This is a genomic window from Streptomyces sp. NBC_00503 (assembly GCF_036346895.1).
In the GTDB taxonomy this organism is placed as follows: Bacteria; Actinomycetota; Actinomycetes; order Streptomycetales; family Streptomycetaceae; genus Streptomyces.
This window is the reverse complement of the sequence record NZ_CP107855.1, coordinates 8,016,462-8,029,968: the sequence shown is the minus strand read 5'-3', so window position 1 is coordinate 8,029,968 and position 13,507 is coordinate 8,016,462. Positions and strand designations below refer to the sequence as shown.

General features: G+C 67.9%; 11 protein-coding genes and 1 pseudogene. 7 read left to right on the top strand and 5 right to left on the bottom strand.

The features are described 5' to 3' along the window. Positions 1-20: 20 nt before the first annotated feature. From OG490_RS36665 to OG490_RS36650, 4 genes are all read right to left on the bottom strand, one after another. Positions 21-890 (bottom strand): alpha/beta fold hydrolase, encoded by an 870-nt coding sequence (locus OG490_RS36665; protein ID WP_330300593.1) that lies wholly within the window; start codon positions 888-890, stop codon positions 21-23. A gap of 82 nt (positions 891-972) precedes the next feature. Next, positions 973-1,977 (bottom strand): NADP-dependent oxidoreductase, encoded by a 1,005-nt coding sequence (locus OG490_RS36660; RefSeq protein ID WP_330300592.1) that lies wholly within the window; start codon positions 1,975-1,977, stop codon positions 973-975. Beyond that, on the bottom strand, positions 1,974-2,426 hold the full coding sequence (locus OG490_RS36655; RefSeq protein WP_330300591.1) for an aldo/keto reductase: 453 nt from the start codon (positions 2,424-2,426) through the stop codon (positions 1,974-1,976). Before OG490_RS36655 ends, OG490_RS36660 begins: the two co-directional genes overlap by 4 nt. Before the next feature lie 48 nt (positions 2,427-2,474). After that, entirely contained in the window at positions 2,475-3,161 is a 687-nt protein-coding gene (locus tag OG490_RS36650; RefSeq protein WP_330300590.1) for an SDR family oxidoreductase, read from the bottom strand. 116 nt (positions 3,162-3,277) lie between these two features. Between OG490_RS36650 and OG490_RS36645 the strand changes: the two genes are divergently transcribed. Continuing rightward, the gene (locus OG490_RS36645) at positions 3,278-3,838 is read left to right on the top strand and encodes a TetR/AcrR family transcriptional regulator (RefSeq protein WP_330300589.1); all 561 of its coding nucleotides are present in this window, start codon (positions 3,278-3,280) and stop codon (positions 3,836-3,838) included. A 1,098-nt stretch (positions 3,839-4,936) separates the two neighbouring features. After that, entirely contained in the window at positions 4,937-5,278 is a 342-nt protein-coding gene (locus tag OG490_RS36640; RefSeq protein ID WP_330300588.1) for a MerR family transcriptional regulator, read from the top strand. 613 nt (positions 5,279-5,891) lie between these two features. On the opposite strand, the pseudogene OG490_RS39315 reads toward OG490_RS36640, so the two are convergent. After that, positions 5,892-6,095: pseudogene (locus OG490_RS39315) on the bottom strand (hypothetical protein); the annotation flags it as partial. Positions 6,096-6,948: 853 nt separating this feature from the next. Here OG490_RS39315 and OG490_RS36630 point away from each other — a divergent pair. From OG490_RS36630 to OG490_RS36610, 5 genes are all read left to right on the top strand, one after another. Beyond that, positions 6,949-7,953 (top strand): polyprenyl synthetase family protein, encoded by a 1,005-nt coding sequence (locus tag OG490_RS36630; RefSeq protein ID WP_330300587.1) that lies wholly within the window; start codon positions 6,949-6,951, stop codon positions 7,951-7,953. Positions 7,954-8,068: 115 nt separating this feature from the next. Then, a complete protein-coding gene (locus tag OG490_RS36625; RefSeq protein WP_330300586.1) occupies positions 8,069-8,737 on the top strand; it encodes a methyltransferase in 669 nt (222 codons plus the stop codon). Further along, positions 8,734-9,693 carry a UbiA family prenyltransferase gene (locus tag OG490_RS36620; RefSeq protein ID WP_330300585.1) on the top strand — a complete coding sequence of 320 codons (960 nt, stop codon included), beginning with the start codon at positions 8,734-8,736 and terminating at the stop codon, positions 9,691-9,693. The genes OG490_RS36625 and OG490_RS36620 overlap by 4 nt, the downstream gene beginning before the upstream one ends. After that, on the top strand, positions 9,690-11,033 hold the full coding sequence (locus tag OG490_RS36615; RefSeq protein WP_330300584.1) for an FAD-dependent oxidoreductase: 1,344 nt from the start codon (positions 9,690-9,692) through the stop codon (positions 11,031-11,033). The genes OG490_RS36620 and OG490_RS36615 overlap by 4 nt, the downstream gene beginning before the upstream one ends. A gap of 146 nt (positions 11,034-11,179) precedes the next feature. After that, positions 11,180-13,300 carry an MMPL family transporter gene (locus tag OG490_RS36610; protein WP_330300583.1) on the top strand — a complete coding sequence of 707 codons (2,121 nt, stop codon included), beginning with the start codon at positions 11,180-11,182 and terminating at the stop codon, positions 13,298-13,300. Positions 13,301-13,507 lie beyond the last annotated feature (207 nt).

The window sequence follows — 13,507 nt, the reverse complement described above, 5'->3', positions numbered from 1 at the left end:
GGTGTCGAGCCCCGGCCTGACTAGGATTCGAGGAACTCGAGCGCCTGTGAGACGAATTCGGCGTGGTGCTGGAAGATCCCTCCGTGTCCGGCGTCGGGGTAGAGGGGTACGAGTTGGCTCTGGGGCAGCCGTGCGGCCAGGTCGAGGGTGTTTTCGCTGGGCACCATCCGGTCGCTCTCACCGTTTGCCACGAGGGCTGGATGGTGGATGCGCGAGAGGTCTGCCGGCGCCTGGAGGCCCCACCGGTGGATAGCCTTCAACTGGGCGCGGAACGACAACAGCGAGATGGCTTTGTCGCGGTTGCCTGTGCGCTCCTTCAACCGTTCCAGGAAGGCACGCCCTGCCCGTCGGCCGCCCTCGGTGTCGGTGAAGAAGAGGAACTGCTTCGGATCCTGGCGGGTCAGGGCCCCCTTCAGCGTGGCCCGGATGGTGAGTGCCGGGACCTTGTCGATGCCGGGGCCCCCGGCTGGGCCCGTGCCCGCAAGGATGATCTTGCGCACGAGATGCGGTTCCTCCGCAGCGATGACCTGGGCGATGAAGCCGCCCATCGACAGGCCGAGCAGGTCGACCCGGTCGAACCCGAGGGCCCGGATGAACAGCACCGCGTCGTGAGCCATCGCCTCGATGGTGTCGGGCGTGGAGCCGCCTGACGCACCGACTCCGCGGTTGTCGAAGGTGACCACCCGGCGTCGGGCGGCGAGTCCGTCGATGACGCGTGGATCCCAGTTGTCCAGGACCGCGGCCAGATGGTTGAGGAAGATCAGCGGGACGCCGTCCTGCGGACCGAGCTGCCGGTGGACGAAGTCCACGCCGTGCACGGACACGGAACGGGTCAGCATGCTCTTGCACGACGCCGGGGCGGGGGTGGGGGAACTCCGCGGTGCACTCATGACCGGGTCCTGGGGGTAGTGGGGTGCGGGATCTTCTCGTGCCTGAGGGGGTCTCCACCGGCCGTCCGGCGAGGGCCCGACCTCACGTCATCGCGACGACGACCTTGCCGGCCTTCGCACGGCCCTTCTCGACGTACTCCAGCGCCTCCCGGGTCGCCTCGAACGGGAAGACACGGTCGACGACGGGACGGATCTTCCCGGCGTCGATGAGCGGCGTGAGTTCGCGCAGCTGGTCGCCGCTGGCCTTCATGAACAGGAAGGAGTACGTCACGCCCAGGCGCTTGGCGCGGCGCCGGGTCTTGAAGCTCAGCGCGCTCATCGCCAGTCGGAGAATCGCGTTCGCGCCCAGCTCGCGGGCGAAGGCCGCGTCGGGAGGGCCTGCGACGCTGATGACCTTCCCGCCGGGCTTGAGTACCCGCAGGGACTTCTCGAGCGTCTCGCCGCCGAGGGTGTCCAGGACGACGTCGTAGCCGTCGAGCACCGTCTCGAAAGCCTGCCTCTTGTAGTCGATGACGACGTCCGCGCCGAGCTCCTTCACCAGGTCGACGCTGGCCGTGCTCGCGGTGGTGGCCACGTGCGCGCCCAGCTGCTTCGCCAGCTGGACGGCGATGGTGCCGAGGCCGCCGGCGCCCGCGTGGATCAGGACCTTCTGGCCCGGCTGCACCCGTGCCCGCTCGACCAGCGCCTGCCACGCGGTCAGGGCGACCAGAGGGAGGGACGCGGCCTCCGCCATGGTGAGCGTGGCCGGCTTGATCGCCACGTCGTCCTGGTGCACGGCGATGAGTTCGGCGAAGGTGCCGATGCGGTCCTTGTCGGGCCGCGCGTAGACCTCGTCGCCCACCGCGAACCGGGTGACGGCCGGTCCCACCCGGACCACCACCCCGGCGAGGTCGTTGCCCAGGACGAGCGGGAGCCGGTACGGCAGGATCGCCTTGAAGTCCCCGTCACGGATCTTGAGGTCCAGCGGGTTGACGCCCGCCGCGTGGATCCGGACCAGGACGTCGTCGGCTCCCACCTGCGGGTCGGGCATCTCACCGCCGCGCACGCCGGCCTTGTCGCCGTACCACTCGACCATGAAGGCCTTCATCGCCGCCTCCGTTTCTCGTCCGCGAAGGGACGGGACCTTTGCTCATCCTGAGGTTCTCCCAGTACGAGACACTTTGTGGTGTTTGCTCCGGCCTCTCGGAGCCCCTCGCCGATGCGGCGGGGGCGGCAATCACCGACCATGTTCTTGCGCCTGTTGCCCGTCTTGGAGACGCTCGGCCGCGGCGCGGCCCCGAGGGCGAACTTGGCGGCCAGGACGAAGTGGTCCCGGTCGGCAGAGATGAACTTCCCGGTCAGCTCTTCCGACTCGCCGAACTGGTAGGTGTCCGCGGTGTCGAGGAAGGTGCCGCCCGCTTCGGCGAACCGGTCGAAGATGCGGCGCGCCTCGTCCAGCTCGGCGCCCGCGCCCCAGCCGGTGCCGAAGTTCGCCGTGCCGAGCGCGTACTCGGACACGCGCAGTCCGGTCCGGTGTCCGAAGGTCGTGTATCGCATCAGATGTCCTTGCTCAAAGGCCGAAAGGGGCAGGCGGCAGGACGTGCCTCACGCCGCGCTCGGATATGCGGCCAGGCTCTGCCTGACGTACCGGGTGGTCTCGTCGGCGAGGATCTCGGGCAGGCCCGTCTCGATCCCGTACAGGGCCTGTGCGGCGACATCGGCGGGATCGGTCTTCTGATCGGCGGGAACGGCCGCGGCCATGTCGGTGTCCATGTACGCCACGTGCAGCGCCGAAACGGTGATGCCGCGGGGCGCGAGTTCCTCCCGGGCCGCGTCGGTCAGCGCCCATGCCGCGGCCTTGGCCGCGGCGTAGGACCCGAGACCGGCCGGGTGCAGCCAGGACAGGACCGACAGGACGTTGAGCACGGAGCCGCCGCCGTTGTCCTCGATGACGGGGGCAAAGGCCCGCGTCACGGCGAGCGGACCGAAGAAGTTCGTCTCCATCTCCAGGCGCACCGCATCCAGGCCGCCCGCGATCAGCGGCGTGGCGGTGGAGATGCCCGCGTTGTTCACCAACAGTGTCGCGTCCGACGCGGTGCGGGCCGCTGCCCGGATCGACTCCTCATCCGTCACATCCAGTAGCAGCGGGGTGACGCCCGGCAGGTCCACCGTCTCGGGGCGGCGGGCCGCCGCGTACACCTTCGCCCCGCGCTCCACGAGCTGGGCGGCCAGATGCCGCCCGAGCCCCCTGTTGGCGCCAGTGACCACCGCTACCGCGTCCTTCAGTTCCATGCCTGCTCCCAGCGTCGGCGCGGGCACCGAGGGGCCCGCAGAAATTAGATTACGGACACAATCTAAACCCTGACGTAGGATAGATGTCAATCGACATCCGATCGAGGAGGTGGCTCATGGGCCGCGTATCGCAGGCGCAAGCGGAGGAGAACCGCCGACGGGTCGTGGAAACCGCCTCCCGGCTGTTCAGGGAGCAGGGAACCCACGTCAGCGTCGCCGACCTCATGAAGGCGTCCGGCCTCACCCACGGCGGCTTCTACAAGCAGTTCGCCTCCAAGGAGGCACTCGTAGACGAAGCCACCGCCCATGCCTTCGACGAACTCACCCGGCTCCGCAATGACGGACTCGAACAGCACGCCGGACAGCGCGACGCCGCCCAGCAGGCGCTGATCGACACGTACCTGTCCATCGAGCATCGCGACAGCGCGGCAGACGGGTGCCCCGCCGCCGCCCTCGCCACCGACATCGCGCGCGAACCCGGAGATCGCGAGGCCCGCCGCGTCTACACCGAAGGAGTGAGCGACTTCGCCGAGTGGCTCGCCACCGAGGACCAGGACGGCATCACCCGTCTGTGCACCATGCTCGGCGCTCTCGTCCTGGCCCGAGCCACCAAGGGTTCCCCGCTCTCCGAGGAGATCCTCACCACTGCACGCGCGGCATTGACGGCGACCGACTGACCCGGGACACGACGCTTGGCACCACGCCACAGGAATCCACCGCCCGTCAGGAGCAGTTGCGCACACGCACCGCCGTAGGCACCGCGACCGGCTTGACAACGGCCGCCCTGCGCAGCAACCCAGGAACGCGTCGCTGAACCGCTCGGGGTGCGACGGCTCACCGTCGCGAAGGTGCAGGCGGTCAATTCCGTCGAGGCCGGGGTAGCCAGTAGCAGTCCGAGGGCCCAGGCCTCGCCGGCCCGGGCCCTGCGGGTGGGCCTCGTCCGCGGGTCGCGCAGGCGCGAGCAGGGTAGTCCGCCGCCTGATCCCGCACGGGCAGCGTTGACGGTCCGATCAGCCGCCCCCACGCGTGGAGACATGCCACATTCGAGCCCGTTTACCTCGTGGTCGAACATGCGAAAATCTATGACGGTCGCAGTAGACATTCACTCCTGTCGTGGCTATGGTTTCTCTCGTAGCCGAGATCGAGCAAGGCCCGGAGAGACGAACTGCCGGGCATCGGTACACGCAGGGCGGTGCGGTGGCGGGGTTCCGAAGCCAGGGCTTGTTGCAGGACGGCGACGGGACTGGCGACCGGACCGAGTGGCCCGCAGTGGTCAGGGGCTGCCATGAGCAGTGAAGTCAGTGAGTGGTACCTCGGTGAAGGCGTCGGCTGCGGGCGCGCGTACCGGGAGGTTCGGCAGTGGGGTTCCAAGCCAGAGCAGACGCAGGATGGGCGACGGGGCTGGCTGCCGAAGAGTGGCGCTACTCCAGGCCACTGAGCAGTTCGCATCACCAGCAGTACGCAGGAGAGCAGTACCAGCAGTACGCAGTCCCCCGCTGGGTAAGTAGTTGATCACCGAGGGAAGAACGGAGGGGCCGAGCGCCATCAGGATCGCCCGGGTCGAAAGGCTGAGCCCGGGTACCGCAGGACATCGATAGTGAGGTGGTCTCCGGTCAAGCAACCGCGATCCCCGCGCCCCAGGCCGAGTTCAGGTCAGGTCCGCGGAAACAGTAGGCCGACGCAGTACCAGGGTCGGCAGATGGTGTAGCAGTTCCTTCGGGGCCCTGGTGCCATACGGCACCAGGGCCCCTCCACGCGTTCCACAGAGAGGTTCCATGACCGCACACGACTCGTTCGACGGCCGTCTCGACGACGACGACTACCCCGCCTACACCATGGGCCGAGCCGCAGAAATGCTCGGCACCACCCAGGCCTTCCTACGGGCGATCGGCGAAGCCCGCCTCATCACACCACTCCGCTCCGAGGGCGGACACCGCCGCTACTCGCGCTACCAGCTGCGCATCGCCGCCCGCGCCCGCGAACTCGTCGACCAAGGCACCCCCATCGAGTCCGCCTGCCGCATCATCATCCTCGAAGACCAACTCGAAGAAGCCCAGCGCATCAACGCCGAATACCGCCGCGCCGCCGGATCATCCGCTCCGTCGGCCGCAGTGTGACAACTGCATCTGCGAGACAACGGTCAGGCGGGCCGAGGCCTCCCATGGTGGAGCGCCAGAGCCCGTGTGCCGCACCTGGGCCACGCTCGACCTCTCCCGGGGCCGTCCGGAAGTTGGCTCTTCCAAGATCTTCGTAGGCGTTGATCGTCTCGGTGTTCCATCACTGGCACGGGGGTGCCCCTGCCAAGCTGGTGGCGTGTGTTGTCGCGGTCGAGGAACTACTGCCGCAGCTGGCCGGGTTACGGATCGAGCGGGTGGAGACCAGCCCGGAGGCGCTGCGGATCACCGCCGCGACCGGGCGGGCGTCCGCTGGTGATCGACCTGTCCGTGCGGCGGTTGGACTGCGAGAACCCGGACTGCCCGAAGCCGACCTTCGTCGAGCAGGCCGACGGCCTGACGGAGCCCTACCAGCGGCGTACCGCGGCGCCGCGGCGGGTGGTCGAGGCAGTCGCGGTGGCTCTGGCGGGCTCGGCCGGCGCCCTGCTACTCACTGTCCTGCATCACGGACTGTCCGGGGCAACGGTGCTGAACTGCCTGATGCGGATCGCGCTGCCGGACCGGCTGGTGCCCAGGGTTGCCGGGATTGATGAGTTGGCTCTGCTCAAGACCTCCGCTACGGCCGGATCATCATCGATGCCGAGACTGGCGAGCGGGTCGAGGTGTTGCCCGACCGGCGGGCCGCGAGCATCCGATAGTCCCGGCACAAACGGCGCGAGTGCATCAACCACGCCGGCGTGCGCTCTACCACCCAGCGTCTCGGCAGCACCAAGAACCCCTCCATGTCGTCCGTGCGTTTGACAACCTCCAGGGTCAGGCCGCGCGCAAACGCCGAATCCTGCCCGTCATCTCCCGCAAGGGCTCCCCGAATATCAAGAGCATGGGCAAGCTCCGCTACGTCGTGGAGCAGACCTTCGCCCTGCTCCACCAGTTCAAACGACTCGCTGTCCGATGGGAACGCCGCACCGAACTGCACCTCGCATGCCCTCGCCGAGCACCTGACTCCAGGTGACACCCCATGAGAGCAAGCGTCAAAATGAGCTTCAGTGCCATTCGATCATCTGCCCCCGTGAGCAGTCATGTTCTTCCGGGCCTCGAGGACTCCAGCGCTTCAGGTACGGCTTCAGTTCCTCGGGTTCTGGAACACGCGTCGCCGGCATCCCGGGCGGCTCCCGCAGCGGGTCCAGGGAACCCACGTAGGCCCGGGCCCACTCCAGCCGCTGTCGGGCCCAGGGCGGGAACGTATTCTCACCTGCCCGCCAGAAGGTCCTGGTGCGCGGCAGCCGCCATCGCGGGCAGTGCAATGGCGCCTGGTGGGATCGGCGGGCGCCAGCCCGCTTTGGCTCCCGCCGATCATACGTCCGAATGACTGATTGTCACGCTTCGTGTCCGGGCTGATACGGTGCGAATGTGTACGCGTGATCAGCAGTCGGCATCGCGGCATCGTTTGCGGTCATGGATTTCGACACAGCGAAGCCCGATCGGTCCCTTCAGCCGCGATGTGACCGGCAAGTGAACAGTGGTTCCCGCGTTCACGATGACGGGCCTCTTACCGCACGCACGCCCGTCTCTTCGGTTTGCCCACCTGGAGGATTTGCATGTCGCTCTTAACATCCCACGGCAGCGTACGAGCGGATGCAACTGCGCCGTGGGACTGTTCGGCAGTTGACGGGTTGCTTGCACGGTTCCTGGCCGACAAGGAGCAGGCATCGGGCGGTCCTGAAATCGCGATGTTCGTGGAACTACTGGAAGGGTTCCTGTCGGGCGGCAAGCGGCTGCGCCCGCTGCTGTGCTACTACGGCTGGCAAGCCGCAGGTGGGCACGGCGGCACCAGCGCCGTGACTCATCTGGGCGCCGCATTGGAGCTGTTCCACTCCGGCGTTTTGATCCATGACGACGTCATGGACGGCAGCGACGTCCGGCGGGGCCGTCCGACGGTGCACCGCACGCTCGCCGGCAGCCATGCCCGGCACGCCTCGCCTGACCGTTTCGGCGTGAACGTGGCGATCCTGCTGGGTGATCTCGCGCTGTGTTGGTCCTACGACCTGCTCCAGGTCGCCGAGCTGGCCACCCCTCGGGCAGGAACGCTCAGGGCCCTGCTGGACGCCATGCGCATGCAAGCCATGACCGGCCAGTACCTCGACATTCTCGCGACGGGAAGCTCCGCCATCGCAGTCGAGGAGGCACTGGCCATCTGCCGTGCCAAGACCGCCCGTTACACCGTGGAGTATCCCTTGCTGGCCGGTGCGCACCTGGCAGGCGCCGATCAGGGCATGCTGGCCGCGTGCAGCGCCTACGGCGTTCCGCTCGGTGAAGCCTTCCAGCTCCGCGATGACCTGCTCGGGGTCTTCGGCGACCCGGGAACCACCGGAAAATCCGATCTCGACGATCTGCGTGACGGCAAGCACACCGTATTGCTGGCCATTGCCAGGCAACGTGCCGACTCGGTCCAGGCCGGCGCTCTGCGCGCCCTGATCGGGAACCCCGGTCTCGACCGTACCGGTGCCCAGGACATCCGCGACATCCTCGTCGCCACGGGAGCACGCGACGCCGTCGAAGACATGATCGACCAACGCCGGATGCGTGCCCTGGCTGCTCTCGACGGCTTTCCTTTCCCGGCTGCCGCGGCCGCATCCCTGAGGCATCTGGCCGACATGGCCACCCGCCGCGACCACTGAAACAGGCCCTCACCCCGAACAAGGAACTGTCATGGCAAGTCTGCATGTCCCCTCACTCCTCGCCCCCGCTGCTGCGCCGGGTGATGACTCCCTCTTCGATGTCGGCCTGCAGCTGGTGGAGAGGCACGACGGGGGAAGGAAACCGCAGGAATTCGAGATGCAGGGGTTGCGGTGGGATCTCATTCCCCAGGTGTTCGCTCCAGTCCACACCGACTCCACCCGGCTGTTCACCCAATGGCTGCCGTTCCCCGTAGGGGGAAGTTTTTTAGAAGTGGGCTGCGGAGCCGGCGTCACCGCGGTGATGGCGGTGCTGGCGGGGTGCTCGAGGGTCACCGCGGTGGACATCAACCCCGAGGCGGTGCGCAACACCGAGCTCAACGCCGCCCGCCACGGTGTGACCGACCGGATGAACGTGCTGCACAGCGATCTGTACGACGCCCTGGCGCCCAATGAACAGTTCGACGTGGTGTTCTGGAACTCCAACGTCGTCTGCGCCCCCGAGGAGTTCGTCTACACGCGCCCCATGCAGCACGCGATCTTCGATCGTGGCTACGCCACGCACCACAGGTACCTGCGCGAGGGCCGGGCACGGCTGACGGATTCGGGTCGCCTGTTCCTGGGGTTCAACAGCCTCGGTGACCCCGGCCGGCTGAACTCACTGGCCGCCCGGTGCGGTGTGCGGCTCACGGAGCGGGAACGGACGACCCGCCGGGCTGGTGACGTTCCAGTGACGTTCCAACTGCTTGAAGCCGTCAGCGTCCGCGATGAGCGGAGGAGCGCGTGACCGCCACGCAAACGCCGGTCGCCGCCTCGATCAGGCCCCGGCCCAAAATGATCAGCTACCTCAGGCTCGCCAAGGCCCGGGTGTACCACTACGTCTACGGCTGGGCCCTGGGGCTGCTGCTCCTGCGTTCGGACGGTTTCCTGAGCGGCGGCACGCTGCTCGCCATGGCTTTCATGCTTGTCGGCACGCTGGCCATCCAGTGGAGCGCGTCAGCCGCCGACGACGTGAGCGGGTTCTTGAACGGCAGTGACGCCCGTAACTACGCGGGACGGCCACTGGTGACGAGGGTGAGGAAGCCACTGCTCACCGGCGCTCTGACCTCGCCGGAGGCGATCGGGTTCGCCGTCGTGACGTGGGTCGGCGGAATGCTCACGATCTCGCTTGCCGCCGGCGTTCTGGACTGGCGGGTTCCTTTACCGGCCATGGTGGTCGCCTTCGGTGTGCCCGCTCTCGCTGTCCAGTACTCCTGCGGCATCAAGCTGAGCTACCGGCCCTTGGGCCTCGAGTCGACGATCTTCCTCACTGGTGTCTGCACCGTACTCGTGCCCTACTGGTTCGCCGCCGGAACCGTCAGCCGTGAGACGCTCCTCATGAGTGCGGTGTTCGGACTGTGGTTGCTCCTGGTGGTGTCGTACGGGAACGCCTCCGACCGGGCAGGAGACGCTGCCGTCTCCCGGAAAACCCTTGCCGTCGTCCTGTCACCCCTGGCGTTCGCCGTCGCACTTCATGTGCTGGTCGCGGTCAATGCCGTACTGCTTGTTCTGCTTTTCACCACGACACGGCTGAACGCGGGATTCATCGTGCTCAGTGCTCCAGCGGTGGCACTCCAACTCGCCCAGCTGTACTACGGGGTGTACCGCCACGAGTTGCGCAAGGCCCGGTTCCTCGTGCTGATCTCCATCGACCTCGGGTTCCTCGGCCTCGCCACCGCGCTCCTGACGGGGCGCCCGTCATGAGCCGATTCGTTGGCGACCGGGCTGTCGTGCTCGGAGGAAGCATCGCCGGAACGTTCTCGGCCAGGGTCCTCTCAGAGTTCTACCGTGAAGTCATCGTCGTCGACCGCGACCGGGTGGTCAACGTGAACCGGCCCCGGCGCGGCGCTCCCCATGCCGGGCATGCCCACGGACTGCACGCCCGCGGCTGCCTCATCCTGGAAGAACTCTTTCCCAACCTGCTTCGGGACATTCTGCACGCAAAACTTCCAGTGGGAGATCTCGGCGAGCAGCGCTGGTACTTCAACGCCCGGCCGTTCCGGTCCACGCGGACCGGCTTGCCGTCTGTGACCGCCCAGCGGCCCGTGTTGGAAGAGTACTTCCGCGACAGGGTCGCCGCGCTGCCCAACGTCACTTTCCTGGAGCAGACTGAGGTTCTCGGCTTCCTCTCCACACCGGACGGCAGACAGGTGACCGGGGTCCGGCTGCGTTCGACGGCAGCGGATGCCGGAAGCGCATTCAATCTCGACGCGGATCTGCTCGTCGATGCCACCGGCCGCGGATCGCGCACGCCGGTATGGCTGGAGGAGCTGGGGTACGAACGACCGGTCGAGCAGCGGATGACGATCGGCCTGGCCTACACCACACGGCTCTACCGACGCCGCCCGGACATGCTCAACGGTACGCAGTTCATCAACTGCATCGCATCACGCGAGTTCCCGCGAGGGGCGTTCTTCGGGCAGGTCGACCGCAAAACCTGCATCGTGTCGCTGACCGGCATGCTCGGCGACCATCCACCGACCGATCCCGGCGGATTTCTCGCATTCGCCAGGTCCCTGCCCGTCGCTGACGTCTACGAGCAGATTCGGCACGCCGAGCCGCTGAGCGACCCGGTCTGCTTCCGCTTCCCGGCGAGCGTGCGCCGACACTACGAACGGCTGCCTCGCCTTCCCGAGCGGCTACTCGTGCTCGGCGACGCAGTGTGCAGCCTCAACCCCAACTACAGCCAGGGCATGACCGTCGCGGCCATGGAAGTGATGGCCCTGCACCGGCACCTGTCACGCGGCACGCCGAGCACCATCGCGTTCATGCGCGACGTCGGACGGATCGTAGACCAGCCGTGGTTCATCTCGACGACCAGCGACCTCAAGTACAAGGGAATGGCAGGGCGTCGTGGGCTCACCGCGCGGATGGGTAACGCGTACGTGACGCGGTTGCATCATGCGGCGGCGAAGGACCCCGCCGTCACGAATGCCCTGATGCGAGTCGCAGGGCTGATCGACCGGCCGACCGCGCTCATGCGCCCACGCGTTCTCCTCGGGGCACTGCGACCTCAGAGCCCGTGGACAGGGCTCGTCGAATGACCGGACCGCCCACCGCTGCGGTGCCAACCGACCTGGCCGGCCCAGCGTGCGGCCAGCACCTCCACGGTCCAGAGGCAGAACAAGGCACGTACCGGGCCGACAACGTGATCGTCGGACAGGGCCTGTGACACACCAGGAAGGCGCGGATGAAACCGTCGAGACGACGAGCCTGGCTGACCGTGGTCCTGGCGATGCTGGCTGCGGTGTGCGCCGGTGTCCTGGCGCCGACTGTGATGGCATCGCTGACCACCGGCGGCTCGGTGGCCACCGGGATCGAAGCAGTGCACGCCCAGCGGCGGGCTGAACGGCTGGGTGTTCCCTCTCCAGACCTGTTCCTCGCCCTCTCCCCCGCCGGAGCGCACCCGGCGCAGCCACCTTTGGCAGACGGCGTCGTGGCAGTGGCCGCAGCCCTGGCCCGCGACCGCGAAGTGGCCGGCGTATGGACCCCCACCGCGCGCGACAACACGTGGTTGCGCTCGCGGGATGGCAAGACCATGCTGGTCGCCGCTCGTTTGAAGAAGATGGACGGGCATCCCCCGCCTGACGTCTCCCGCCTGATCAAAGCCGCCCGCACGGCGGCCGGCGGCCTGCGGGTGGAAGCCAGCGGTCCAGCTGCCGCCAACGAGGAAATCGACGAAACAAGCGAACGCGACCTCATGCGGGCAGAGTTGATCACAGCTCCCGTACTGTTCCTGCTGCTGCTCTTCGCCTACGGCTCCCTGGTAGCCGCTCTCCTGCCGGTCCTGGTGGCCGTACTGGCAGTCGGCTGCACCATCCCCTTGCTGGGACTGCTCGCTCAGGTCACCGAAGTCTCCTGGGCAGCGGTCAACGCCGCCTCAGCGCTCGGCGCGGGACTCGCAGTCGACTACAGCCTCTTCCTCCTGGCCCGGCTCCGCGAGCAGCGTGCGCGAGGCGACAGCGAACAGCAAGCGCTGTCCACCGCGCTGCACTCCACCAGGCGGTCCATCGTCTTCTCCGCCGCCGCGATCACCGCCTGCCTGGCGGCAGCACTGGTGGTGCCCGTACCGGTACTGCGCGCCCTGTCCATGGCGGGCATGATCGTCGCGATCCTGTCCGCCGCCGTTGCCCTGTTAGTGCTACCTGCTCTCCTGCGTCTGCTCAGCCCGCACACCTACGCTTTCGACCCCTTGTCCCGGTGGCGACGCACCCACCACGAGAACGGCAGCAAATTCTGGCGGTCCACCGCCCGCACGGTCACCACGCGTCCCCTGCTCACCACCGCTCTCGCGGCGGTCCTGCTGGGAGTGATCACCCTGCCGCTTGGCCACGCCAGGCTCGGCCTGGCGGACGAGCGCACTCTGCCGCCCTCCGCCCCGGCGGCGGCCGCCGCCCAGCACGTGAGGGACGCCTTCGCCGCCCCACCCGAACGGCTGCTGACCTTGGTCGTCACCGGCCCCGAGACCGCCCGAGGCCTGCCCGCCTACACGCAACGACTGACCCGCGTCCCCCACATCATCGGCGTCCGCATCATGCGCCCCGCCCAGCCCGCGAACGGACCCAGCCGCAGCGGCCGCCCCTCTCCCGCCGCCGTGCTCCTGCTCGCCTCCGCCGCCGACCCCGGCACAGAGCAGGCGGCAGCAGTCGTACGGGCCGTACGCGCCACCACCGCACCCGGGGCCGTCCTGGTGGGCGGCCGGGCCGCAGAGGTCACCGACACCATCACGGCCATCCGCACGGCCATGCCCCTGTGCTTCCTCCTCCTGGCCTGCGCACTCCTGACTCTCCTCGCTGCCTACACCCGCACGATCATCGCTCCGATCAAAGCCATCCTGGTCGCCGTGGCCAGCCTGGGAGCCAGCCTCGGCATCCTGGTAGTCCTCTTCCAAGACGGCCACGGCCGCACCCTGGTCGGCAGCTTCACCGTGACAGGAACCCTCGACACCCCCATGCTCCTGTTCACCCTCTTCGTCACCCTCGCCCTGTCCATCGACTACGAGATCTTCCTCCTCGGCCGCATCCGCGAGGAATACGACCGCACCGGCAGCAACCGCACCGCCATCGTCGACGGCATCGCCCGCACCGGCCGCCTCATCAGCAGTGCTGCCGCAGCCCTCGCCCTGTCCGCCGCCGCCATGGGCACCTCAGACGTCAGCCTCCTCAAATTCACCGGCCTCGGCATCGCCATCGGCGCGCTGGTCGACGCCGTTCTCGTACGCGGCATCCTCGTCCCTGCCGTCATGGCAGCACTCGGCCCCGCCAACTGGTGGACGCCCTCACCATGGCGAAAACCCGTCACCGCCTCCTGAACGGCGTTGATCAGCCGGACCGGACCGGGTGGGTCGGCGGGATCTTCCTCGGACTTTGCGGTGCACAGGCCGTCTGAGCCAGCACCGAACCAGCACGGGGTGCGAAGCGGGCCGTTCCTCTTTCGCCCCGACACCACAAGACATCTCCGCCAAGGACATCGGCAACGCCGCCTGCTGACCGCGGTACGCCGGATCACCGACCGATCC